Genomic DNA, 22,256 nt, shown 5'->3' with positions numbered 1-22,256 from the left:
TCCAGGTGCCGCCTCGCCTTGAGGACCGGGGGAGGGGCGCGGGGACGGGGGCGGGGTCATGGTCGAGGCTCCCAGGGCTCCGGAGATGGCTCCGGGCCCGGGCGGTGAACCGCCCGGGCCCGGAAGCTACCTGATCAGTGACAGGTCGTGAGGCTCAGGCTGCTGTCGCCGCAGAGCAGCAGGCTCGCCTGGCTGCCACCGCCGTGCAGGGCCGCCTCGGTGGTCTCTTCCTTCACGGTCTCCATCGACTGCAGGTCAAGAAGGGTCATGTCATGTTCCTCTCGATGAGTTGGTGCGATGGGGTCACGGCCCCGCAGTGGTGCGCGGCCGGCTCTGGGACCGCCGCGGCGTGCCGCAGCGGTGGGAGGAACGGCAGCTGGGCGCGCCCGCCGGGCGTCGCGCTGCCGAGGGCGAGCAGGATGCCGGCCGTGCCCGTGGAGAGGTCCATGGACAGGCGCATCAACTGTTCGCCGGGGAAGGCCAGGTGGCCTTGGTAGGGGACGGCGTGCCGCGCCAGGGCGGCGATCTGGCGGTCGAGGTCGGCGCTCCGCGTGGCATCGGGGTCGGGCGTGCTGGTCCGCGCCAGGTGCAGCACCATGCCGGCCGCGCCGCGGAACAGGCCGGGCTGCGCGTAGAAGTTCGACCGGGCGGCGCGTACGATCTCGCGCCGGGCCCGCGCGAAACGCGGGTCCTCGGCGTGCTCCAGCCAGTCGTCCAGGACCATGCCGATGCCGACGCTGCCGGCGCCCAGGTAGGGCATCGTGCGCCAGCCCTCGTCGACTTGGAGGGTGCCGAAGGCGCTGGTCACGCACCGGTCGAGATCGCGGTGCAGGGCCTGCCTCGCGCGTTCGAGGTACTCCTCCTCGAGGGTGCGCTCGTACAGGCGCAGGAAGAGCAGCGCGGGCCCGGCGTTGCCGTACAGCAGTCCGGCGCGGGTCAGCCGGGGTGCCGAGCGCGCGGCGAGTTCGGCGCAGCGCGCGGCAGCCGCGTGCAGTTCGCCCTCGCCGGTCGCCGTGCCCAGCGCGTCCAGCGCCAGTCCGATGCCCGCGAGCCCGCCGTGCAGGTCCGGGCCGGTCTCCTGCCACGGCTGGCGCAGCAGTTCCCCGGCCAGGGCGAGCGCTTCCTTCCGGTGCCCGAGCCGGTCCAGGGTCCAGGCGGTGCCGGCGAGGCCGTCGTAGAAGCCGAGCGGAGTCCCCGAGCCGGGATCCCCGGCGCGGGCCAGCAGCCATTCCTCGGCTTCGGGCCAGGGCTCGGCGCCGGTCTCGGCCAGCGCGTACAGCACCCCGGCGGCGCCGTACCCGAAGCCGGCGCCGCCGCCCTCGGTGGTGAACTGGGCTATGTCGCCCGGGAAGAAACGATCCTCCCGTTGGGGTGTGGCCGAGGCGCGCAGGGCCGCCGCCATGGAGCGCCGGGCGGCGTCCCCGTCCCCGGGCTCCACCGGGAGGTAGGGGCCGGGGGGTACCGGCACCCGGCCGTCCGGCGCCTCCGGGCGCTCTGCCCGTACCGCCTCGGCGGGTTCCCCGTCCGGCCCCGCGAGGATCTCCGCGACGGCCTCGTCCAGGAACCGGCGCGGTACGGGGAAGCGCTCGGCGGCGATGCCGGCCAGGTGCACGGCCTTGGCCCGGTCCAGTACGAGCAGGCTGGTCAGTGGAAGGAACAGGGCCAGGCGCAGGCACGCGAGGGCGTAGCGGTCCACCGCGAAGCCACGGCGGTCGGGCGGGGCGACGAAGGCGGGATTGGCCACCGTCTGCCGCAGCCCCTCGTCGACGTGCGCGGCCGCTTCGAAGTCCAGCAGCGCGACGGACGGTTCGCCCGCCGGGTCCTCGCGGACCATGACGTTGAACAGGTGCAGGTCGTTGAAGACCACCCCGCGGGCGTGCACGGCCTCCACGGCCTCGGTGACCCGCGCGTGGATCTTGAGGGCCCAGGCGGTGTAGGCGGCGAGCGCCTGCGGCGTCGGGTCCGCGTCGATCAGCGGGTGCTTGCGGGCGAAGTAGGTGTTGAGCGGCTTGCCCTCCAGGTACTGCAGCACCAGGAAGTGGTGGTCCCCGACCGTGAACGTGTCGCGGACGGCGGGTACGCAGTCCAGACCGGCCAGCCGCTCCAGCGCCGCCCGCTCCCGGTGCAGCCGTGCCACCGCGTCCGCCCCGTCGGCGGCGAGGCCCGCGTACGGCCGCCCTTCCTTGAGGACCACCGCCTCACCCGTGCGGGTGTCGCGGCCGGCGTAGACGCCCCCGCCGTTGGAGAAGTGCAGGGCCCGCTCCACCGTGTAGGGCAGACCGGCGAGGCTGACGGCGGACCGCGCTTCGAGGTGCGGTTTCAGGAAGGGCGGCAGCTCGACCCACTCCGGCGGCTGGAACACCGGTCCGCGCGGATCCGGCACCAGGCGCCCGTCGGGGGCCTCGATCGCCGGGACGACCTCGCCGTGTTCGTCGTAGCAGTGCCGCAGGGTGAAGCTTCCGTAACGCAGGTGGACCGGGCCCGCGCCGAAGCGCAGGTCGCTGAGGACGTACGGGCCGGGCTCCCCGGACAGCAGGCCGTCAAGGTCCTCGCAGATGCGGCGGCACTGCTCGGTGTCGGCCGGGTAGACCGTGAGGAACTTGCCGCTGGCGGCGCGGTCCGCGTACTTGGCATTGCGCAGGTGGAGCAGGTACCGGCTCGGCACGAACTTGAAGGCGACGCGCTGCTCCATGCAGTACTCGTACACACGGGCCAGGACGGAGCCGGCGTTGTCGAGGGTGGCCGACACGTGGATCTTCCATCCCTGGGAGGGAAGATCGAGGCCGAGCGGACGCAGGGCGTACCAGCTGCCGTTGCGGTGGGCGCGCCATCCCCCCGGTACGGGGGCGAGCGCGGCCGGGTAGCTCTCCTCGGCCCGCCGGTACGGCGCGTCGTAGAACCAGCGGTCTGCGTCGCAGAAGGCGGCGTACCCCTTGTTCACCCGTACTCCCTCGGTCGGTTGGTGGCGGGATCAACCGTGCCACCCGGGCGGGGCACGGCGACAGTCACGGCTGTCACCGACGGGGTGTGCACAATGCACGGGTCGCCGGCCCCGCGGGAGGCGCCTTCGGGGGGCGTCCGGCGGGATGGGAGGATAGGCGGATGGACATCCTCCGCAGAAACAACGTCACGGTGAGCGGACGCGAGGGCAGCCCCGTGATCATGCTGGCGCACGGGTTCGGCTGTGACCAGAACATGTGGCGGCTGACCGTGCCCGCGCTCGCGGAGGACCACCGCGTGGTGCGGTTCGACTACGTGGGCTCGGGCCGCTCCGACCTGTCCGCGTGGAACGAGGAACGCTACGCCTCGCTGGAGGGCTACGCCCGCGACGTCGTGGAGATCTGCGACGAGCTCGACCTGCGGGACGTGGTGTTCGTGGGCCACTCGGTCAGCGCCATGATCGGCGTGCTCGCCGCCGCGGACGCACCCTCCCGGTTCTCCTCCCTCGTCATGGTCGGTCCCTCCCCCCGCTACATCGACGACGAGGACTACCGGGGCGGGTTCAGCGCCGACGACATCGACGAGCTGCTCGACTCCCTGGAGTCGAACTACCTGGGCTGGTCGGCGGCGATGGCACCGGTCATCATGGGCAACCCGGACCGCCCCGGACTCGGCGAGGAACTCACCGCCAGTTTCTGCGCCACCGACCCGGACATCGCGCGCGTCTTCGCCCGCACCACGTTCCTCACCGACAGCCGTGACGACCTGGGGAAGGTGGCCGTCCCCACGCTGGTGCTGGAGTGCTCCGAGGACGTGATCGCGCCGCGCGAAGTGGGCGCCTACGTGCACGCCGCCATCCCAGGCAGCCGTCTGGTCACCCTCGACGCGACCGGTCACTGCCCCCAGCTGAGCGCCCCGGAGGCCACGGCCACGGAGATCCTCACCTTCGTCCGGGCGCTGCGGTGATGTCCTGTACGGGGCACAGTGCCGAGCCGCCGGGGGACAAGGCCGCCACCGACGCGGTGTTCACCTCCCTGCTGGAGGACAGCGCGGAAGACCTCTACGAATCCGCGCCCTGCGGCTACCTCTCCACGCTCCTCGACGGCACCATCGCCAAGATCAACGACACCCTGCTGACCTGGCTCGGCCGCTCCCGCGAAGACGTCGTGGGCCGCATGCGCTTCGCCGACCTGCTGACGGTCGGAGGGAGGCTCTACCACGAGACCCACTTCGCGCCCCTGCTGCGCATGCAGGGCCAGGTCAGCGGCATCGCCTTCGAGGTCAAGGCGGCCGGCGGCAGCCGGCTGCCGGTCCTGGTCACCTCCACCGTGAAGACCGGCGGCGACGGCCAGCCCCTGCTCATCCGCACCACCGTCTTCGACGCGAGCGAACGGCGCTCCTACGAGAAGGAGCTGCTGCGCCGGCAGAAGGCCGCGGAGGAAGCCCGGGCCCAGGCGGAAGCGGACCGCGAACGGCTCCAGGAGGCGCTGTCGGTCCTCCAGCAGAGCCTGCTGCCCGCCGCCTTGCCGGAGGTCCCGGGGCTGGAGGCCGCCTCCCACTACCACACCGCCTCCCTCGACCGGCTCGGCGGCGACTTCTACGACCTGTTCCGGATCGACGGCAAACGCTGGGCGTTCTTCCTCGGGGACGTCTGCGGCAAGGGCCCCCAAGCCGCCGCCGTGACCTCCCTGACCCGGTACACCCTGCGCGCCGCCGCCCTCCACGACCCCGACCCCGTGGCCGCGCTCACCACGCTCAACGCCGTCCTCCACGAGCGGTACACCGGCGGCGATCCCCGCTACTGCACCGCCATCTTCGGGGTACTGGAACCCGCGGGCGACGCCTTCACCGTCCACCTGGCGTCCGGCGGCCATCCGCCGGCGCTCCTCGTACGGGCCGACGGCAGGGCGGACTACCTCTCCACCCCCGGCGGACTGCTCATCGGCGTCCTGCCCACCGCGTCGTTCACAGCCGCCCGCACCGTGCTGGAGCCTGGTGACACGCTCCTGCTGTACACCGACGGCCTGACCGAAGCCCGGATCGGCGAGAGCCGCGACCTGTACGGGGACCGGGCGCTGCTGGACTTCGCCGCCGCACATCCCGATATGGGCCCGCACGGGCTGGTCAGCGCCCTGAGGGGCCTGCTCGACGGTTTCGGCGAAGGGCTGGACGACGACACCGCCCTGCTCGCCCTCGGTGTTCCCGCATCCACGACACCTCCCGGAGTGACGAACTGACATGAGCCCGTTGACGATCACCGTCCGCGACGCCGACACCGGTCCCGTAATGCGAGTCACCGGTGACCTCGACTTCGACACCGCGCCGCAACTACGCCAGTCGGTCGACGCACTCACCCTTGCCCCCGGCGAGCTCCTCGTCCTGGACCTGGGCGGCCTGGAGTTCTGCGACTCCAGCGGAATCAGCGCCCTGATCACCGCCCACAACCGGGCGTCCGCCGCGCAGGCGTCCATGGCGCTCGCCGCAGTACCGGACAACATCACCCGCGTCCTCGGCATCGTCGGCCTCGACCAGGTCTTCGCCCGGCACGACCCGGGGCCGCCGGGCCGCTGACGCCCGGACCGGCCGCCCCGGGCGCCGTCCACCGTCGCTCACCAGGCGAGGGGCAGCGCCTCCGGGCCCCGGTTGACCGTGCCCCGACGCCAGCGCACCTGTTCGGGCGGCAGCGCCAGCCGGAGCGCCGGTGCCTTGCGCAGCAGCGTCGACAACACCGCGTGGCACTGCATCCTCGTGAGTGAGGCGCCGAGACAGTAGTGCGGGCCGTGCCCGAAGGCGAGGTTCGGCGCCTCGTCGCGGGTGAGGTCGAGCCGGTCGGGATCCGTGAAGACGGCCGGATCCCGGTCCGCGGCCAGATAGGACACGTACACGGCGTCCCCCGCCCGGACGGTCACACCGCCGACCGTGACGTCCTCGGTGGCGATCCGGGGCATGCCGACACCGCTCCGCTGCGGGATGAACCGGAGCAGCTCCTCGATCGCCGACGGGAGCAGCCCGGGATCCGCGCGCAGCGCCGCCAGCTGCACCGGGTGGGTCAGCAGGGCGTAGACCATGCTCGTGCACTGGTTGCGGACCTGGTCGAGCGCATTGAGGACGATCATGACGGAGAGGGAGACCAGCTCGGGCCGGCTCAGTGCGCCCCCGGCCTGGGCGGAGCTGAGTTCGCTGAACAGGTCGTCGCCCGGCTCACGGAGGCGGTGGTCGGCCAACTGCCGGAAGTAGGCGGCGATGTCGGCCTTCACGGTGCTGCTCCGCTCCGGGGACGCGTCCGTGGACAGGATCACGGCCCGCCACTGCTGGAGCCGGTCGAGGTCCCCGCGCGGGACGCCGAGCAACTTGCCGATGACCCGTTCGGACAGTGGCCCGCTCACGTGCTCGGCGAGGTCCGCCGGGGCGGCGTGGCTCATCATGCCGTCGACGAGACGTTCGGTGATCGCCTCGGTCTCGGCCCGCAGGGCGGCCGCCCGCTTGCGGTTGAAAGCCCGCGCGACGAGCCGGCGCAGCCGGGTGTGGTCGGGGGCGTCGGTGCGGCCGATTCCCCGGGCGGGGGCGATGTTGTGGGGTGTCATGCCCGTCACCGGCCGGCCGACGGTGAGCGCTCGGCTGAACCGCGGGTCGGAGGTCACCTCTTTGACGTACTCGTAACGGGTCACCAGCCAGGCATGGCCTTCGCCGAACCGCATCCTGACCAGCGCCACGGGCTCTTCGCGCACCAGCCGGTGCAGCAGCGGGTCGAAGTCGAGGGCGTCGAGGTGATCGACCGGCCAGTAGTGCACGGTGACGGGGCCGACGGGGCAGGAGCCGTCGCCGGTCCTGGCCTGCGGCAGCGGCACGGCCGACCCTGCGGTGGCGGGGCGTTCGGTGGCGGGGCGTTCGGTTTCCCTCACCGTGCGGCCTCCTGCGGGCCGGCCGGTGCCGGAACGGCGGGCGGGGCGTGCCGCAACGGGGTGAGCTGTTCGATGTCGTAGCGGATGCGGAGTTGCTCGACGGCCGCCTGGTCGACCTCGCCGCCGCTGTTCAGCAGGTCCAGCAACTCCTCGAAGTAGCGCTCGTGGTCCGGGGGAGGAGCCGCCTGGAGCAGCATCCTGGCGGGGCGGCCGGTCGGGTTGGCGAAGGCGTGCGGGCACCCGGGGGGAACCAGGATCATCGTGCCGGCCGTCGCCCGTACGTAACGCGTGCCGGAGCCGGACTCCCACTCCCGCCAGTCGTCCCGGGTCCGGACCTTCGGCTCGAAGGCCATGACGTCCAGCTCGCCTTCGAGGAGGTAGAACAGTTCCTCGCTGCGGCTGTGGGCGTGGGCGCCGACGTCGAAGCCGGGTGGCACCAGCACTTCGAAGGTGGAGGCGACGCAGGAGTGGGCGCCGGTCACCTTGAACGTGACTTCCTGCGCGGCCGTCTTGATGGTCCGGCCGCCGCCGGGCGGAACGATCAGGCCGTCCCTGCGGTCGGTGTCGAGCTCGTACACGGTCGTCTCCTGCGGGTTTCGGTCCGGTCGCCTGGTCACCACGTCACCGGCAGCTTCTCGGGGCCGCGGATCAACGCTCCGCGCTCCCAGGCCAGTTCGTCCTCCGGTACGGCGAGCCGCAGTCCGGGGAAGCGGTCCCACAGCGAGCGGAGCAGGATCTCGGACTCCATCCGCGCCAGCGCGGAGGCCGGGCAGAAGTGGGGCCCGTACCCGAAGGACACGTGCGGGTTGTGCACCCGGTCGAAGTCGAGCCGGCCGGGATCGGCGAAGACGTCCGGGTCGCGGTTGGCGGTGAGGTAGGAGACGTAGACCGGCTCACCCGCGCGGATCGGCACCCCGCCCACCTCCACGTCCTCCAGGGCGATGCGTGCCAGACCCACCGCGTTGCGGTGCGGGATGTAACGCAGCAGTTCCTCCACGGCCTGCGGCACGAGCTCCGGCTCCGCGCGCAGCCGGGCCAGGTGCGCGGGGTGCGTGAGCAGCGCGTACACCATGTTGGCGCTGTTGTTGCGTACGGCGTGCGCGCCGCCGATCTGGACCAGGACGGCCAGTCCCACGGCCTCGTCCAGGCTGAGCACGCCTTCCCCGACGGCGTCCGCCAGTGCGTCCCCGAGATCGTCCCCGGGGCCGGTCGTGCGGCGCTCCGGCAGCCGGCGGAAGTACCCCGCCATCTCGGCCTTCGCCCGCTCGCTCGCCTCCCGTCCCTGCGCGGCGGACAGGATCGTGTCGGTCCACCGCGCCATCTGCGGGCGGTCCTCCTCGGGCACCCCCATCAACGCGCCCACCATGGCCAGCGGGAAGGGCCGGTTCAGGTACGCCACCAGATCGAGCGGACCGCCGTGCTCCGCCATGCGGTCCAGCAGGCCGTCCATCACCGCTTGCGCGTACTCGCGCAGCCGGCCCAGCGCACGGGAGGTGAAGGCGCGGGCGACCACCCGCCGCATCCGCGTGTGGTCCGGCGGATCGCAGACCCCGACCGCCCCGTCCATCGGGATGAAGTGCGGTGCGAGGCGGGTGACGTCACGGCCCATGACGGCCCGGCGGCCGAAGCGGGGGTCGATGGAGACGAACCGCACGTCGTCGTACCGGGTCACCAGCCAGGCGTGTCCTTCGCCGTGGGGCAGCTTCACCCGGGCCACCGGCTCCTCGTGCAGCAGGCGCGCGAGCAGCGGGTCGAAGGTCAGTCCCGGCAGGTCCGGCGGGGTCCAGAAGTGGACGCCCCGCGCGTCGGGCGCCCGGTACGCGGCCGGCGCGGGCACGGGGGCGGGCGCTCGCACCGTGTCGGCCGTTCGTACGGGAGCGGTTGCGCCCGGCCGGGCCCCCGGGACGACGGGAGCGGTCCGTCCCGCGGCGGCACGGGAACCGCCGGCGGCCGCCCCCACCAGCACCGCTTCCTGCGCCGGCGTCCAGTGGCCGAGTGCCATCTCCGCGGTGATACCCGGTCCGAAGCCCGCGATCAGGCCTTGGGCGCCCTCCTCCACACTGCCTTCGTCGAAGAGGCGGGCCAAAGCGTCCAGTACGACGACGCTGGCGACGTTCCCGTACTCGCTGAGCGTGGCCCGGCTGAAACGGAAGGCCTCCGGCGCCACGTTCAGGAACTTGGAGAGGTCGTCGAGGATCCGGGGGCCGCCCGCGTGCACGATGTAGAAGCCGAGCCGGGACACGTCCCAGCCGTGCTGCCCGGCCACGTCCGTCAGGACCGGAGCCAGCGCCTCCATCGTTCCCGGGACACGTTTGTCGAGGAGGAAGTGGAATCCGGTGTCGCGTACCGCGTACGCGATCCAGTCCTCCGTGCCCGGCACCAAGTGGGAGGCGTTGTGCTCCAGCCGGATGCCGGTGCCACCTTCACCCCTGACCACGGCCGCGGCGACGGCGTCGCCGAAGAGGCCGTTGGACAGCAGGGTGCCGACGCCCAGGTCGGCCGGCTGGTAGCTCAGCGAACAGAACTCACACGCCACGATCAGCACGTTGGCACCCGGGTAGGCCCTGCAGAAGTCGTGCGCGCGGTTGACGGCCGCACCTCCGGCGGCGCAGCCGAGCTGGGCGATCGGCAGCTGCCGGGTGCCCGGCCGGAAACCCATGGTGTTGATCAGCCAGGCCGTGAGGGAGGGCATCATGAAGCCGGTGCACGACACGTAGACGATCAGATCGATGTCACGCGCCGACAACTCGGCGCTTTCCAGCGCCTGCCGCACCACCTGGGGAACGCGGGCCTTGGCCTCGGCCTCGTAGAGCTTGTTCCGTGCCTCGAACCCCGGATGGCGCAGGGTGTCCTCGAGGGGCTGCACGAGATGCCGTTTGCCCACCCCGGTGTTCTCGATCAAGCGCAGGGCGAGCCCCAGTTGGGGGTGGTCGCGGTGCACGGTGCGCACCAGGCCGAGCGTCTGCTCGGCGGTGATCACGTACTCGGGCACGGTGACGGCGGGACGGCACAGGACGGCCATGGAGAAGCATCCCAGGGGGGTGGTGAGGAGAGACGCCCCGGCGGCGCTGTGCGCGCTCCGGGCGTGCGGCTGGACAGCCTTCGCAAATCCTTGCAGGCCGTGAGCGCGAACCGGTCCGAGAGCGTTCAGGAGTACACAAAAGTGTCATCGGGGGAACAGCGGTGTTCCCAAACACCCGTCCGACTACTCGATCCGCTCGATGACGAGGTCCGCCCGGCCGCGTCCCGCCACGATCAGGCGGGCGTTCGCCTCGTCGGAGCGCGCCACCCAACGCCGGGCGTACGCCTCGTCCTTGCCGTGCCGCACATGGCGGTCGACCAGCCGCCGTACCCGGTCCGTGTCGTCGGGGGCCAGGAACCAGGCCTCGTCGAGCAGTGGCTTGACCCCGGCCCACACTCCCGTGTCGAGCAGCAGGTAGTTGCCTTCCGTGATCACCAGGGGTACGGCGGGCTCCACCCGGATGCTCCCGGCGACCGGCTCCTCCAGGGTGCGGTCGAAGGCCGGCGCGTACACGGCGTCGGACGCCCGCTCGCGCAGCCGTCGCAGCAGGGCCACGTAGCCCGCCGCGTCGAAGGTGTCGGGCGCGCCCTTGCGGTCGGCCCGGCCCAGCCGCTCCAGCTCGGCCCGGGCGAGGTGGAAACCGTCCATGGGCACCACGACAGCCACCGCCGGCCCCAGCTCACGGGCCAGCTGCTCCGCGAGTGTGGACTTCCCCGCGCCCGGCGCTCCGGCGATGCCCAGGATCCGGCGCCCGCCCGTTGCCGCGAGGTGCCGGGCCCGTGCCTCCAGCTCTGCCGCGTCCATGCTGCTCGCCTCCTGTCCGGCCGGCTCAGGGAGCCGGTGCGGGCGCCGGGGCCGTGACGCGGCGTACGGACTCCACGACCGCCGCGCGGTGACGGTCCAGCTGCTCGGGTGACCAGCCGGCTCCGGACTCGTCCGCCGCCGGGCCGCCCGCCGCGCCGAACCACGCCTGCGCGAGCCCCATGACCAGCGTCAGCAGATCGGCGGGGTCCAGCGCGGCGTCGATCCGTCCGGCCCGCTGCGCCTGCGCCACGCTCGCGATCTTGCCTTGGTACGACTCGGCCTCGGCTTCGGTGACCCCGGGGCGCTCCAGTTGCTTCCACGCCACGAGCCGCATCAGGGAGGGTCGCTCGACCAGGTGGTCGAAGACGGCGCCCGCGTACCCGGGCAGGTCCTCGGCGTCGAACGGCACCGTCTCGGAGCCGGTCTCCAGCGCGCGCTGCAGGACGGCGTCGAAGAGCTCCTCCTTGTTGCCGAAGTAGACGTAGATGAGGCGCTTGTTCGCCTGCGCCGCCTCGGCGATCCGGTCGACGCGCGCGCCGGCGATGCCGTACGCCGCGAACTCGGCGAAGGCGGCGTCGAGGAGCCGTGCCCTGGTCGCGCTGGAGTCCCGTGCCATGGCGGCAGCCTAGCAAGTAACTATCCAGTTATTGACATCAGCGGGCCGTATGCTCCACCATCGAACTATCCAGTTAGTTACTTACTCGGCGGAAGCAGCCGGAACAGGAGAGAAACACCATGGAGATGCGCACACTGGGCGGCCAGGGCCTCACCGTCGCAGCGGAGGGCCTCGGCCTCATGGGCATGAGCGCCCACTACGGAGCCACCGACGAGACCGAGTCCCTCGCCACCATCGACCGCGCCCTGGAACTGGGCGTCACCCTCCTGGACACCGCGGAGGGATACGGCCCCTTCATCAACGAACAGCTCCTCGGCAAGGCGCTCACGGGCCGCCGGGACGCGGCCGTGGTCGCCACCAAGACCGGCGTCGAATTCACCGACCAGGGCGAATTCCGCGGTCACAACGGCACCCCCGAGTACATCCGCCGCGCCGCCGACCGCTCGCTCAGGCACCTCGGGACCGACCACATCGACCTGTACTACCTGCACCGCGTCGACCCGGCCGTGCCCGTCGAGGAGAGCGTCGGCGCCATGGCCGAGCTGGTCGCCGCCGGCAAGGTGCGCCACATCGGCCTCTGTGAGGTCGCGCCCGCCACCATCGCCCGCGCCCACGCCGTCCACCCGCTGGCCGCCGTACAGACCGAGTACAGCCTCTTCGAGCGCGGCATCGAGCACGACGGCGTCCTGGAGACCCTGCGCGAGCTCGGCATCGGCCTCGTCGCCTACTCCCCGCTGGGCCGGGGCTTCCTCTCCGGCGCCATCACCAGCCCGGACGACTTCGCGGCGGACGACTTCCGCCGCACCGACCCCCGCTTCCAGGGCGAGAACTTCGACCGCAACCTGGCCGTCGTCGCCCAGGTCCGCCGCCTGGCGGCCCAGAAGGGCGTCACCCCCTCGCAGCTCGCCCTGGCCTGGACGCTGCGCCAGGGCGCCGTGCCGATCCCCGGCACCAAGCGGCGCCGCTACCTGGAGGAGAACATCGGGGCCACCGCCGTGACGATCACCGACGCCGACCTGGCAGCCCTCGATGCCGTCGCTCCGCACGGCGCGGTCTCGGGAGACCGCTACGCCCCGGAGCTGATGGCAGCCCTGAACGGCTGACCACGAGGCCCCGAGGCCGCATTCCAGGTCGGCCGGCTCGTCCGCGGCCGGCTGCCCGGGCCGCCGGTTCCGGCATCGCCGGCACACGGCGCCTCCGGTACGGCGCCCGCCCCGGCCGCAGTCGCGGGGCGCGTCGGACACGGTCCCGCCGGGGCCGCTGCGCGGGCGGCGGCGCGGCGCTCCCCGTGCCCCGCGCCGCTCCGGTCGGCGCCCCGTCCGGCGCCCGGCGATCCCGTGGAGAACGTGGGCAGACCACGGGGGGGCCTGGGCCCGGTGACAGATGAGTCCGGCTTCGCCCGGCTCGGCCAGTGCGCCGCAGCGTTCGACCGCCGGGGCGGAGCGCACGACCCCTCACGTCGAGAGGTGATGGACCCGGCGCGCAGCCACTCGTCCCGAGGCCTGCGGTTCCTGCGCCCGGCGGCCCAGGTCGCTCGGCGACCGCGCGCCACCACCGCCCCCGTCCGGCGCGAACCCCTCGCCCGCTGTGTCATCGCGCCGGTCCGACCCGGTGCACCGTGCCGTCCACCACGGACCGGGTACCGGCAAGCCCGCCGCGTCGGCCGTCGGCGGGGTGGTCCGGCAGCCGAAGGCCCGGCGGCGCCCGCTTCCCGCGCCACGCATCCCACGTGCCACCGGTGGGCCGACCAGGTGAAGGTACGCGGGGCCGCCGCAGGCCGTCGTCACTTCTTCCTGAAGCCCCAGGTGAACTTGTCGCCGCCCTCCCAGCGGACCACCGACGGGTCGTCGAGGTCGGCGTGGGGGATGCCGACGGCCCGGAGCAGGTGGATCACGTCGACCACGTCGTGCGCCCGGCCCGCCACCTCTCCACAGACCTGCACGATCCGAAACGGCGGGTTCCCCGCCATGACGGGTGACACGACCACGTTCGAATACGACCCGCCGGCCGCGGATTCGGTCATCGTCAGCCTCCTCGGTGTCAGCACCCTGCCCCGCTGGCCCCATGGTCGCCCAACGGGCCACACCTGCCACCCTGGCACCCGGCTGCCCCCGCCGCTCAGCGGTATTCGACGGTGAGGGTCGCCCGCGCGGCCGGGGCGAGGAAGACGTACGCGGCCGACGTCTGGGCCTGCCGGAACCGCAAGCGGACCTGCGTCATCCCCGAGCGGTCGATCGCAGCCAACCCGGCCGCCGACAGATCCGTGGACGTCCCGTCGCCCGAGGCGAAGGAGGTCATCCGGGCCGCCTCCGCCGCTGTCGCCTCCGCCGCCCAGTCCCCGGCCTCCACCGCGCACCCGCCGAAGCAGCCCCGCCGGACGTCGACGGCCATCACGTTCCCCGGCGGGCTCGACCACGGGTCCCCGGCGCCCCCGGCGCGCGTCACCGTCACGTAGGCGCGCACGATCTCCTTCCCGGCCGGGATCCGCGAGGTGTCGAAGGACAGCAGGGCCCGGTTGAACCTGCCGTCGCTGCCGCGCCCCACGGCCAGCCCGTACGCGCCCTCCAGGGTGCCGACCACCGCCCCCGAACCGTCCGCGGAAGCCTTGACGTAACCGTCCTGCGAGTCGGTGCTCGCAAGCGTCACGCTGTTCGGCCCGGGCGGGCCGGTCGGCGTGCCGCCGCCGAGCGTCCTGACCATCGCCATGATCGTCTCGATCTGGTCGCCGCCGTGCCGGGCGTACGCCGCGTCCCCCAGGTAACCCCACCAGTTCCAGCAGCCGTTGGGGTTGTCGAGGGTCGTGGTGGCAACGGCTTGCGGGTACAGCACGAGCAGGTCGTTGGTGTCCGCGTACTCGTCCAGGTACGCCGTGTCCATGAACCGGCTGCCGAAGCCCTGGTACGAGTAGCCCTGCTTGCAGCCGTGCAGTGCGACCACCAGCCGGCACTTCGCCCCGCCCGCGCAGCTTTCCGGCACGTACAGGAAACCCTTCTCGTCCATCGAGACCCGCCGGGCCGACCCGCCCGGGGCGTAGGGGTTCTGGTCGAACCGGACCAGGGAACCGCGGGGCGTGCCGCCCGGCGCGGCGACGGAACCCAGCAGGTGGCCCAGCAGGTCGTGCTCGGCGTCGAAACCGCAGTTGTTGACCCACGGACTCTGCGTGACGGTGCAGGAGTTGGGGCCGAGCGGACTGATCCAGGCGTGACCGGCCGCCGTGCTCCGGTCGTAGCGCACCCGGGCTCCGAAACGGCCGTAGAAGTCGGCCAGGGCGTCCGCCACCGGCTGCTTCACCGTCGCGTCACCGGAGCCGCTGAACACGTAGACGGGATCGCCCGCCAGCTGGGACACCGGGTCCGTCAGACCTTCGGCCGACCAGTCACGGGCGGTCCGCTCCAGCGCGTCCGGCCGGAGGTCCTGTGCGGTGTCCATGCAGGCGCCCAGCGCCCTGTTGAGATCGCCTTGCGCGCAACCGTAGGGGCCGGAGGCGAACACCGCGGAACCGCTGAACGTACCGGAGTACGCGACGTGCAGCTGGGTGGCCATGTACCCGCCGGAGGAGACCCCCGCGCTGTACACCGCCCCCACGTCGTAGCGGGACAGCTCACCCGGCACCGGGACGGGGGCCGCCGCCCGCGCAAGGGCGCCGGGGCCCGGCAGCTGGGCGCCGGCCACGAGGAGCAAAACGGCCACGGCCTTGCGGAACCGGGCGTTGGGCGAGAGACGCATGGACCCCTCCAGGGCGGCTCGACCGGGTGGTTTTCCCGGAGGTTAGGGGCGCGGCGGAGCTCCGGACATGTGCGCGGCGACCACAAAACGCGGCCCGGCGATGGAGGCGCGGATGGAGGCGCCCGCGCTCACCCGCTAACTTTTTTCAAAATCTCCCGTCGGGGATGTCGAAATCCCGGAACCTGCTTCTACCTCCCCGTGAGAGCGGCCCTCCGACGCGGCGAGGGCCGGCGCACCTGACGAGAAGAGGCACGGGACCATGAAGTACATGCTGCTCATGCAGTTCAGCGAGAAGACCGTCGACTTCCCCGGGATCGACCAGTGGAAGCCCGAGGATCTCCAGACCCATATCGGCTTCATGAAGGACACCAACCGACAGCTGGCCGAGGCCGGCGAGCTGGTCGACGCCCAGGGCCTGGCGATGCCCGAGACGGCGCGGATCGTACGCTCGCACGAGGGCGGCGCGCCGGTGATCACCGAGGGACCGTTCCCGGAGACCAAGGAGTTCCTGGCCGGGTGGTGGATCGTGGACTGCGACCGCGACGAACGGGCCGTGGAGATCGCCGCTCAGGTCTCCGCCGCGCCCGGACCCGGCGGGCGGCCGCTGAACATGCCGATCGAGGTGCGCCGGGTGATGTCGGCGCCGCCCACCGAGCTGTGACCACGGGGGACCGTACCGTCGAGGACCTGCTGCGCGAACTCGCGCCGCAGGCCGTCGGCGTGCTCACCCGCCGCCACGGCGACTTCGCGATGGCCGAGGACGCCGTTCAGGAGGCCCTCCTGGACGCCGCCCGGCAATGGCCCGAGGAGGGGCTGCCGCACAACCCGCGCGGCTGGCTGATCCAGGTCGCCGTCCGCAGGATGACCGAGTGCGTACGCAGCGAGCAGGCGCGCCGCCGCCGCGAGGATCTGGTGGCCGCCCGGACACCGGCCGACCGGCAGTCCGCGCAGCCCGCCGACGCCGAGGACACGGCCGCCCACGACGACACCCTCACCCTGCTGTTCCTGTGCTGTCACCCGGCGCTCTCGCCCGCCTCGGCGATCGCGCTCACCCTCCGCTCGGTGGGCGGGCTCACGACGGGGGAGATCGCCCGCGCCTTCATGGTGCCGGAGGCGACCATGGGCCAGCGGATCAGCCGGGCCAAGCAGCGGATCAAGACCTCCGGCGTGCCGTTCCGGATGCCCGGCGCCGACGAGTGGCCGGCCCGGCTGGACGCGGTGCTGCACGTGCTGTACCTGATCTTCAACGAGGGCTACACCAGCAGCGCCGGCCCCGACCTGCAGCGCGCCCCGCTCGCGCAGGAGGCCATCCGCCTGGCCAGGGCCGTCCACGCGCAGCTCCCCGACGACGGCGAAGTCACCGGGCTGCTCGCGCTGATGCTGCTCACCGACGCCCGCGGCCCGGCCCGCACCGGGCCCGGAGGCGAACTCGTCCCGCTCGCCGACCAGGACCGCACCCGCTGGGACGCCGCCGCGATCGCCGAGGGCGTCGCGCTGATCACCGCGGCCCTGCCGCGCGGCCCGGTCGGGCCCTACCAGGTGCAGGCGGCCATCGCGGCCGTCCACGACGAGGCGCCCAGCGCCCAGGACACCGACTGGCCGCAGATCCTCGCCCTGTACGGGGTCCTGGAACGGATCTCCGACAATCCGCTGATCACCTTGAACCGGGCCGTCGCGACCGCGATGGTCGACGGTCCGGGTGCCGGGCTGGCCCTGCTCGCCGCCGCCCCGGCCCTGCGGGAACACCACCGCCTGTACGCGGTACGCGGCCACCTCCAGGAGCTGGCCGGCGACCGCGAGGCGGCCGTCGCCGACTACCGCGCCGCGGCCCGGCGGACGGCGAGCCTGCCGGAACGCGACTACCTCAACCTGCGGGCGGCCCGCCTCGCGAGCACCCCGGACGGCGCCGCGCCGCCCGGCGGCGGCCTCACGGGGTCACCGCCATGCGCTGCGCCGGATGGGACGCCGCCATCCGGACCAGGTCCGTGGTGAGGTAGTCGAGCCAGGCCAGCGCCGTGTAGTAGGGCGGCGGAGCGTCGAGCGAGGAGTCCGAGGTCCGGGGCCCGGCGCCCGCGGGGGAGTCTCCCGCAGGTCCGGTCTCGTGCCCGGGCACGTCGTAACGCTCGGCCGCGGTCCGGAACCCCTGCGCCACCCACGCCCCGTACTCGCCGACCCGCCGCTCCGCGACCGGTGCGGTCGGCATCCCGCCCGCCGCACGGACCCGCCGGGAACCCCACAGGACGTGGTGCCCGGCCATCAGGGCGCTCTGCCAGTCGGTGCCCGGCCCGGCGGGCCGCTGGGCTTCGCCCTGGTACTGCGCGTACGCGGACTCGGCGAGGACCAGCGCCCGCCGGACCTCGGCCTCTTCGGCGTCCCCGGCGTCCCCGGTTCCGGTGTCCTGCGTTCCGGTCGGCCCGGGCCGGCCCGGGCCCCGGGTCGTGGCCGCGACCTCGGCGGCGGCGGCCCGCAGCAACCGGGCCACGGCCCTGCCCAGCTCGTCGTGGGCACCGCGCGGCCACGCCAGCAGGCCGCAGGCCAGACCGATGGCGCTCCCGATGAGCACGTCCAGGAACCGGTACTCGGCCAGCCGCCAGGTCGACGGCGACAACTGGGCGAACGCCATAGCGACCACGTTCGTGAACATCGCCTGCCCCCACCCGACACCGTGCAGCGGGCCGGTGGCGAAGGCGACGAGCATCAAAGGCGGCAGGATGAACGCGTACACGGTGCTCGCGGAGCCCGCCAGCGTCAGGATGCCGCCCGCCGCCACCGCGCCCACGCAGGTGCCGATCAGGGCGCTCCGCACGGTGTGGCGGGTCTGCACGGCCGTGGTGCGCGTCAGGCTGAGCACGGCGAGCATGGCCCAGAAGCCGTGCGGCAGGGTGTCCAGCCCCGCGATGGTCCGGGCGACCGCGAGCGCGAGGGCGATCCGTACGGCGTTCTGGAAGTGCACGGACCTCGGTCCGGCGTGGGCTGCCAGGCGGTGCCACCACAGCCGGGGCGCGTGCAGCCGGGCGTACCAGAAGCGCCCGGAGTTCCGCTCCTGGACGGCGGCCCGGCGGCCCCGGACGGAAATGTCCGCGGCCTCGCACAGCACCAGCGCGGCGTCGGCGACCTCCAGCACGCTCGCCTGCCGGCGCCGGTCGGCGGGCTCCGGGGGGAGGGCGGCCGCCACCTCGGCGCGCGCCCGCCGCAGGGCCGGTGCGGCCTCCGCGGCCTCCTCGCCGTGGCGGGCGGAGCCGGTGGGCCGGGTGGCGGCCAGGAGCCGGGCGCTCTCCCGCGCCGCTCCCTCGACCGCCCGCAGCAGGCCCAGGCTGTCCGGCAACGGCGTGACATCCGCCGGCACGGCGGGCAGGGCGTGCAGCCGGGCGAGCAGGGTGCGCGCGGCAAGGCCGGTGTGGGCCAGCGCCCGCTCCTTGATCCCGGGACCGGCGGGCCGCTCCGCCTCCGCGGACTTCGAGGGCCGCAGCGCCTCGCCGGCCGCCACCGCCTCCTCCGCGGCCGCCCTGGGCAGGGCGTAGGGCGGCGCCGCGAGCGCGGCCGCGCACCGGGCCGCGACCTCGGCCGCCTCGGCCGCCCGGTCGCGGTAGGAGCGTACGGGTGGATCGGGCAGCACCCAGGCTTCGGCGAGGGTCAGCAGGAGGATCCCGACGACGGCGCCGACGAGCCGCTCGCCCAGGTCACCGGGGGAGTACGGGGGGAAGCACGGCAGGATGAACAGCAACTGGAGTCCGGGCGCGGCCCCCGCCTGGCGCGGTCCGGCGGCCGCCGTGAAGGCCAGGCAGAAGCCGACGACGAGCATCCCGGCCACCGCGGCCCAGGTCCGCACGGCCAGCAGGGTACCGAGGGTGACCAGTACGCAGGCCACGGGCAGCACCCGTACCATCTGCGCCGCCCGCTGACGGCCGGTGCCCGGGATCCGGGACAGTACCGCCAGCGATACGGCGGCGAACAGGGCGTACGTGGCCGGGACCGGGCGGTCCAGCACGTACAGGAAGGTGTAGAAGCCGACGCACGCGGCGAGGGTGACGCGCACGGCCCGGCGGGCCGCGGCCGGCGCCGCGCCGGTCTCGGTGCGCAGCTGCGTCAGGGCCCGGGAGGTCCGGCTTTCCGGGCCGGCGCTCGCCGTGCCGGTTTCCGTGCCCGGATCCGTAGGGATGCCCATCTGGTCTCCGCCCCGCCGTTCGCGGTCCCAGTTTCAGGGTGCCATCCCGGCGCGCGGGCGCCAGCCGGCGTGTCCTGCGGGGTCAGCCCAGGAGGTTGCCGTAGTACCCGCCGATCCGGCTGTAGTAGGCCGGGTCCTCCGCGTGCCGGTCGCCGATGAACTCGGGAGCCGCCTTGATCTGGTCCTTCGTCCGGTCGACGTGGATCGTCTTGCCCTGCGCGTCGACGCGGGTGACCGTGCCCGCGGGGAGCAGCACCTCCCGGCCGAAGATCCACGGTCCGGTGTCCACCACGATGTACGACGAGTCGACCTCGTCGGAGTGCTTGCTGACCTTCCCGATGCCGCCGTCAGCCGCCTCCACCTTGTAACCCGTCAGATCCAGGGCGTCCACCCGGCCCGACCCCTCGCGGTAACCCCACACGTTGACGCTCACGGGCAGTTCCTCTCTTCCGGCACCGGGCGGCCGTCGCCCCCTGCACGGCTCCGGGACGGGGCGCCCCTGCCGCGACCGCCCGCCTGCCCCGTGCGGTGGCCCCCACACGTGTCCGAGGCCGCGGCCGCTGCACGGCGGCGAGCCACCGGGCCCGGCCCACCGGCTCAGGACGCCGGGGGACGGTGCCGCAGCAGGTACAGGCCCGTGGCGCCGGTCACCACGATCGCGCACGCGCTGAACGTCAACCCCGCGCCGACCAGACCCAGCCACAGCGTCAGCGCGCCGACGCCCACCACGGGCAACGAGATCCCCGTGTAGGCCACCACGAAGAACGAGGAGATCGTGGCCCCCCGGTGCGCGGGCGGCGCCGCGTCACCCACCGCGCTGAGCCCCGCCCGGAAGGCCACGCCCTGCCCCAGGCCACCGCCCAGGGCCCCGGCGACCAGCAGAGCCAGCGACTCGGTCCACAGCGAGGCGGCGACCAGCAGCAGGCCGGCCACCAGGATGAGACAGCCCAGCGGCAGCGCCCGCGCCACCGGGATGTGGCCCACCAGCCACTGGCCCAGCGTCGAACCGAGGAAAACCGAGAACACCACGAGTCCCACCACCGCGTGGTTGTGCACGCCCAGCGTCTCGGCCAGGAAGCTCGGCGCCAGCGAGGTGAACAGCCCCAGCAGCGCGAACCCCGCGAAGGCGGCGAGCGCGCAGGGCACGAACACCCCTCGGACGGACGCGGGGACCGACAGGCCCTGGGGTCGCAGCGGCGCCCACCGTCGGGCATCGCCCACCGTCTCGGGCAGCGCGAGCACCACGGCAGCCGCCACGGCCAGCAGGACCAGATGGGTGACGAAGGGCAGGACGAGCGGTGCGGGGGCGTACTCGGCCAGTATCCCCGCGAGCAGCGGACCACAGCCCAGCCCGCCCATGTTGGCGGCGGTCGCGACGAGACCGGCGCGTGCCTTCTGTTCCGGCGGAGCCAGCTCCAGCACCGCCACCGTGCCCACCCCGCTGAGCAGCCCGGCCGAGAACCCCGACAGCACCCGGCCCGCGAACAGCAGCGGCAGCCCGCCCACCAGCAGGAAGCAGACGGCGCTCAGCGCCCCCAGCCCGAGCGCGTAGAGCAGGACCGGGCGGCGCCCCGTGACGTCGGAGTAGCCCCCGGCCACCAGGAGGGTGAAGATCACGCCGACCGCGTAGGCGGCGAAGACCAGGGTCACCGTCAGGTCGGAGAAACCCAGCTCCTGCTGGTACAGCCCGTACAGCGGGGTGGGCAGCGTCGTGCCGGCCATGCCGATGGCGAACACCGCCCCGGCGCCCGCGTAACCGGGCCGGCGCGGGCGGCGGGTGCGGGAGGGGGCGGCGCCGATCCGTGTCATGGACAACACCCTGAGGCGCGGGGGCGCCGGCCGCCTCCCGGAGCCCATGGCGGTGCCGGTCTCAGCGAGTGGCGGCTGGTTCGGGGACCGCACCGCGCAGCTCGTGGAGCAGGCGGCCCGCGTCGGTGAGGAGCGCGCCGCACAGCGTCCGTACGGGGGCGGGTACGGCGGTGTCCTGCTGGACGGCGTACTCCAGGTCCTCGTGGCGGGCCAGCCCGTCCTCGACGAGGGCTTCGAGTTCCCGCCGGTCGGTCCGGGCGGGCCGCCCGACCTGCTCCATGGCCTCGGCTACCGTGTTCAGGAGGGCGCCGTACCCGGACAGGAACCGGCGCGGCACCTGGGTGTAGTGCCCGCTGTCGAGGGAGTACGACAGGCTGCGCAGCAGGGAGCGCAGGTGCGCGGCGCTCCGGTCGGCCGCCTGACCGGCCTCCTGGGCGCGCGGCAGGACGTCACCGTCCCTGCCATCGGCGCGGCGCGGATTGAGGCGGCTGTTCTCGGCCTCCGCGTCGACGGACGCCTGGACGTGCGGCGCGTCCGCCGCGACCCCGTCACAGCCGCGCCGCCACCGCTCGACCTGCTCCCCGGTCGGCCCGTCGTCCTTCCCGGTGGCCGCCGCCAGCTCGCTGACGATCTGCCGCAGCCTCCCGTAGAGGTCGGCCACCGCCTGCTGGCGGTGGCGTACGTGCCGGGCCGGTGCGAGCAGCAGGTGCGCCGACAGACCGCAGAGCGCGCCGAGGGAGACCGAGCCGGCGAGGTGGCCTATGTAGTCGATGCGGCCGTGTCCGGAGGTGAAGGCGAAGAAGCCGACGACCGCGACCTGGAGCCCCTGGGAACCGAGGTGCCGCATGCGCCCGATCACGAGCGCGAGGAGGGCGAGCAGGCCGAAGGACCAGGCGTGGATGCCCACCCCGGCGGCGAGCCCGGCGGCCAGGGCCGCCCCGAGGACCATCGCCCCGAGGTACCGGACGCATTCGCGCACCGAACGGTAGAGCGTGGCCTGGAGGGCGAGGATCGCGGTGAACGGCGCGAACGTGGTGACCGTGGGCGGCAGGAGGCGGTGTGCCAGCGCCCAGGCGGCCATCGCCGCCACCACCGTCTTCGCCTGCCGGATCAGGTCGTCACGCTCGGTACCCGGCGACTCGATGCTCCTGCGGACGTACGCGAGGGCCTCGCGTGCCGCCGCGCTCATCCGTCGTGCCGGACCACTGGCCACGGCCATACGGGCATCACCTCTCGGGTTCGGTCGGGGCGGGATCGTACGCTTGTGCCCCG

19 protein-coding genes and 1 pseudogene are annotated in these 22,256 nt (G+C 73.5%); 6 read left to right on the top strand and 14 right to left on the bottom strand.

The window, feature by feature from the left end; translation table 11 throughout:
• Positions 1-134: 134 nt before the first annotated feature.
• Together IE207_RS13240 and lanKC are read right to left on the bottom strand one after the other, a co-directional pair.
• On the bottom strand, positions 135-269 hold the full coding sequence (locus tag IE207_RS13240) for a SapB/AmfS family lanthipeptide (protein WP_136215832.1): 135 nt from the start codon (positions 267-269) through the stop codon (positions 135-137).
• A complete protein-coding gene (gene lanKC, locus IE207_RS13235; protein WP_190184345.1) occupies positions 266-2,941 on the bottom strand; it encodes a class III lanthionine synthetase LanKC in 2,676 nt (891 codons plus the stop codon). The genes IE207_RS13240 and lanKC overlap by 4 nt, the downstream gene beginning before the upstream one ends.
• A 161-nt stretch (positions 2,942-3,102) precedes the next feature.
• On the opposite strand from lanKC, the gene IE207_RS13230 reads away from it, so the two are divergent.
• Genes IE207_RS13230 through IE207_RS13220 form a run of 3 tightly spaced genes read left to right on the top strand, consistent with a single transcriptional unit; the run spans position 3,103 to position 5,511 of the window.
• Positions 3,103-3,906 (top strand): alpha/beta fold hydrolase, encoded by an 804-nt coding sequence (locus IE207_RS13230; RefSeq protein ID WP_190184344.1) that lies wholly within the window; start codon positions 3,103-3,105, stop codon positions 3,904-3,906.
• Positions 3,906-5,177: a PP2C family protein-serine/threonine phosphatase gene (locus tag IE207_RS13225; RefSeq protein WP_190184343.1), complete on the top strand. Its 1,272-nt coding sequence runs from the start codon at positions 3,906-3,908 to the stop codon at positions 5,175-5,177. The genes IE207_RS13230 and IE207_RS13225 overlap by 1 nt, the downstream gene beginning before the upstream one ends.
• Before the next feature lies 1 nt (position 5,178).
• Entirely contained in the window at positions 5,179-5,511 is a 333-nt protein-coding gene (locus IE207_RS13220) for an STAS domain-containing protein (protein ID WP_190184342.1), read from the top strand.
• Positions 5,512-5,549: 38 nt separating this feature from the next.
• Here the strand turns inward: IE207_RS13220 and IE207_RS13215 are convergent, their stop codons facing one another.
• The 6 genes and pseudogenes from IE207_RS13215 to IE207_RS13190 form a co-directional block, all read right to left on the bottom strand.
• Entirely contained in the window at positions 5,550-6,842 is a 1,293-nt protein-coding gene (locus tag IE207_RS13215; RefSeq protein ID WP_229873690.1) for a cytochrome P450, read from the bottom strand.
• A complete protein-coding gene (locus tag IE207_RS13210; RefSeq protein WP_190184341.1) occupies positions 6,839-7,420 on the bottom strand; it encodes a cupin domain-containing protein in 582 nt (193 codons plus the stop codon). The genes IE207_RS13215 and IE207_RS13210 overlap by 4 nt, the downstream gene beginning before the upstream one ends.
• 35 nt (positions 7,421-7,455) lie before the next feature.
• Positions 7,456-8,844: a cytochrome P450 gene (locus IE207_RS34085; protein ID WP_190184710.1), complete on the bottom strand. Its 1,389-nt coding sequence runs from the start codon at positions 8,842-8,844 to the stop codon at positions 7,456-7,458.
• Positions 8,824-9,864, bottom strand: a pseudogene (locus IE207_RS13200) (type III polyketide synthase); the annotation flags it as partial. The gene IE207_RS34085 and the pseudogene IE207_RS13200, both read right to left, overlap by 21 nt.
• Before the next feature lie 183 nt (positions 9,865-10,047).
• A complete protein-coding gene (locus IE207_RS13195; protein WP_190184340.1) occupies positions 10,048-10,668 on the bottom strand; it encodes a nucleoside/nucleotide kinase family protein in 621 nt (206 codons plus the stop codon).
• Between the two features lie 25 nt (positions 10,669-10,693).
• Positions 10,694-11,284 carry a TetR/AcrR family transcriptional regulator gene (locus IE207_RS13190; protein ID WP_190184339.1) on the bottom strand — a complete coding sequence of 197 codons (591 nt, stop codon included), beginning with the start codon at positions 11,282-11,284 and terminating at the stop codon, positions 10,694-10,696.
• Positions 11,285-11,403: 119 nt separating this feature from the next.
• On the opposite strand from IE207_RS13190, the gene IE207_RS13185 reads away from it, so the two are divergent.
• A complete protein-coding gene (locus IE207_RS13185; protein ID WP_190184338.1) occupies positions 11,404-12,387 on the top strand; it encodes an aldo/keto reductase in 984 nt (327 codons plus the stop codon).
• Between the two features lie 680 nt (positions 12,388-13,067).
• On the opposite strand, the gene IE207_RS13180 is transcribed toward IE207_RS13185, so the two are convergent.
• Both IE207_RS13180 and IE207_RS13175 read right to left on the bottom strand, forming a co-directional pair.
• Entirely contained in the window at positions 13,068-13,307 is a 240-nt protein-coding gene (locus IE207_RS13180; protein ID WP_190184337.1) for a hypothetical protein, read from the bottom strand.
• Between the two features lie 95 nt (positions 13,308-13,402).
• Entirely contained in the window at positions 13,403-15,010 is a 1,608-nt protein-coding gene (locus IE207_RS13175; RefSeq protein ID WP_190184336.1) for an extracellular catalytic domain type 2 short-chain-length polyhydroxyalkanoate depolymerase, read from the bottom strand.
• 259 nt (positions 15,011-15,269) lie between these two features.
• Between IE207_RS13175 and IE207_RS13170 the strand changes: the two genes are divergently transcribed.
• Both IE207_RS13170 and IE207_RS13165 read left to right on the top strand, forming a co-directional pair.
• The gene (locus tag IE207_RS13170) at positions 15,270-15,671 is read left to right on the top strand and encodes a YciI family protein (protein ID WP_190184335.1); all 402 of its coding nucleotides are present in this window, start codon (positions 15,270-15,272) and stop codon (positions 15,669-15,671) included.
• Positions 15,668-17,002, top strand: a complete 1,335-nt coding sequence (locus tag IE207_RS13165) for an RNA polymerase sigma factor (protein WP_190184334.1) — start codon at positions 15,668-15,670, stop codon at positions 17,000-17,002. Before IE207_RS13170 ends, IE207_RS13165 begins: the two co-directional genes overlap by 4 nt.
• On the opposite strand, the gene IE207_RS13160 is transcribed toward IE207_RS13165, so the two are convergent.
• The 4 genes from IE207_RS13160 to IE207_RS13145 all read right to left on the bottom strand — a co-directional run bounded on the left by IE207_RS13160 (position 16,938) and on the right by IE207_RS13145 (position 22,203).
• Positions 16,938-19,175: an FUSC family protein gene (locus tag IE207_RS13160; RefSeq protein ID WP_190184333.1), complete on the bottom strand. Its 2,238-nt coding sequence runs from the start codon at positions 19,173-19,175 to the stop codon at positions 16,938-16,940. The two genes, IE207_RS13165 and IE207_RS13160, sit on opposite strands and share 65 nt — an antisense overlap.
• Before the next feature lie 82 nt (positions 19,176-19,257).
• Entirely contained in the window at positions 19,258-19,608 is a 351-nt protein-coding gene (locus IE207_RS13155) for a PRC-barrel domain-containing protein (protein WP_190184332.1), read from the bottom strand.
• A 164-nt stretch (positions 19,609-19,772) separates the two neighbouring features.
• The gene (locus tag IE207_RS13150; protein WP_190184331.1) at positions 19,773-20,984 is read right to left on the bottom strand and encodes an MFS transporter; all 1,212 of its coding nucleotides are present in this window, start codon (positions 20,982-20,984) and stop codon (positions 19,773-19,775) included.
• A gap of 61 nt (positions 20,985-21,045) precedes the next feature.
• The gene (locus tag IE207_RS13145; RefSeq protein WP_190184330.1) at positions 21,046-22,203 is read right to left on the bottom strand and encodes an aromatic acid exporter family protein; all 1,158 of its coding nucleotides are present in this window, start codon (positions 22,201-22,203) and stop codon (positions 21,046-21,048) included.
• Positions 22,204-22,256 lie beyond the last annotated feature (53 nt).

Origin of the sequence: Streptomyces cirratus (genome assembly GCF_014650775.1) — a bacterium.
Taxonomy (GTDB): Bacteria; Actinomycetota; Actinomycetes; order Streptomycetales; family Streptomycetaceae; genus Streptomyces; species Streptomyces cirratus.
Note: the sequence above shows the minus strand (reverse complement) of the source record. Positions and strands in the feature narration are given on the sequence as shown.

What these genes read in the sequence shown, in the direction of transcription:
- IE207_RS13240 (WP_136215832.1), bottom strand. Translation starts at nt 269, where the DNA reads ATGACCCTTCTTGACCTGCAGTCGATGGAGACCGTGAAGGAAGAGACC.
- IE207_RS13230 (WP_190184344.1), top strand. Translation starts at nt 3,103, where the DNA reads ATGGACATCCTCCGCAGAAACAACGTCACGGTGAGCGGACGCGAGGGC.
- IE207_RS13225 (WP_190184343.1), top strand. Translation starts at nt 3,906, where the DNA reads ATGTCCTGTACGGGGCACAGTGCCGAGCCGCCGGGGGACAAGGCCGCC.
- IE207_RS13220 (WP_190184342.1), top strand. Translation starts at nt 5,179, where the DNA reads ATGAGCCCGTTGACGATCACCGTCCGCGACGCCGACACCGGTCCCGTA.
- IE207_RS34085 (WP_190184710.1), bottom strand. Translation starts at nt 8,844, where the DNA reads ATGGCACTCGGCCACTGGACGCCGGCGCAGGAAGCGGTGCTGGTGGGG.
- IE207_RS13195 (WP_190184340.1), bottom strand. Translation starts at nt 10,668, where the DNA reads ATGGACGCGGCAGAGCTGGAGGCACGGGCCCGGCACCTCGCGGCAACG.
- IE207_RS13190 (WP_190184339.1), bottom strand. Translation starts at nt 11,284, where the DNA reads ATGGCACGGGACTCCAGCGCGACCAGGGCACGGCTCCTCGACGCCGCC.
- IE207_RS13185 (WP_190184338.1), top strand. Translation starts at nt 11,404, where the DNA reads ATGGAGATGCGCACACTGGGCGGCCAGGGCCTCACCGTCGCAGCGGAG.
- IE207_RS13180 (WP_190184337.1), bottom strand. Translation starts at nt 13,307, where the DNA reads ATGACCGAATCCGCGGCCGGCGGGTCGTATTCGAACGTGGTCGTGTCA.
- IE207_RS13175 (WP_190184336.1), bottom strand. Translation starts at nt 15,010, where the DNA reads ATGCGTCTCTCGCCCAACGCCCGGTTCCGCAAGGCCGTGGCCGTTTTG.
- IE207_RS13170 (WP_190184335.1), top strand. Translation starts at nt 15,270, where the DNA reads ATGAAGTACATGCTGCTCATGCAGTTCAGCGAGAAGACCGTCGACTTC.
- IE207_RS13160 (WP_190184333.1), bottom strand. Translation starts at nt 19,175, where the DNA reads ATGGGCATCCCTACGGATCCGGGCACGGAAACCGGCACGGCGAGCGCC.
- IE207_RS13150 (WP_190184331.1), bottom strand. Translation starts at nt 20,984, where the DNA reads ATGACACGGATCGGCGCCGCCCCCTCCCGCACCCGCCGCCCGCGCCGG.
- IE207_RS13145 (WP_190184330.1), bottom strand. Translation starts at nt 22,203, where the DNA reads ATGGCCGTGGCCAGTGGTCCGGCACGACGGATGAGCGCGGCGGCACGC.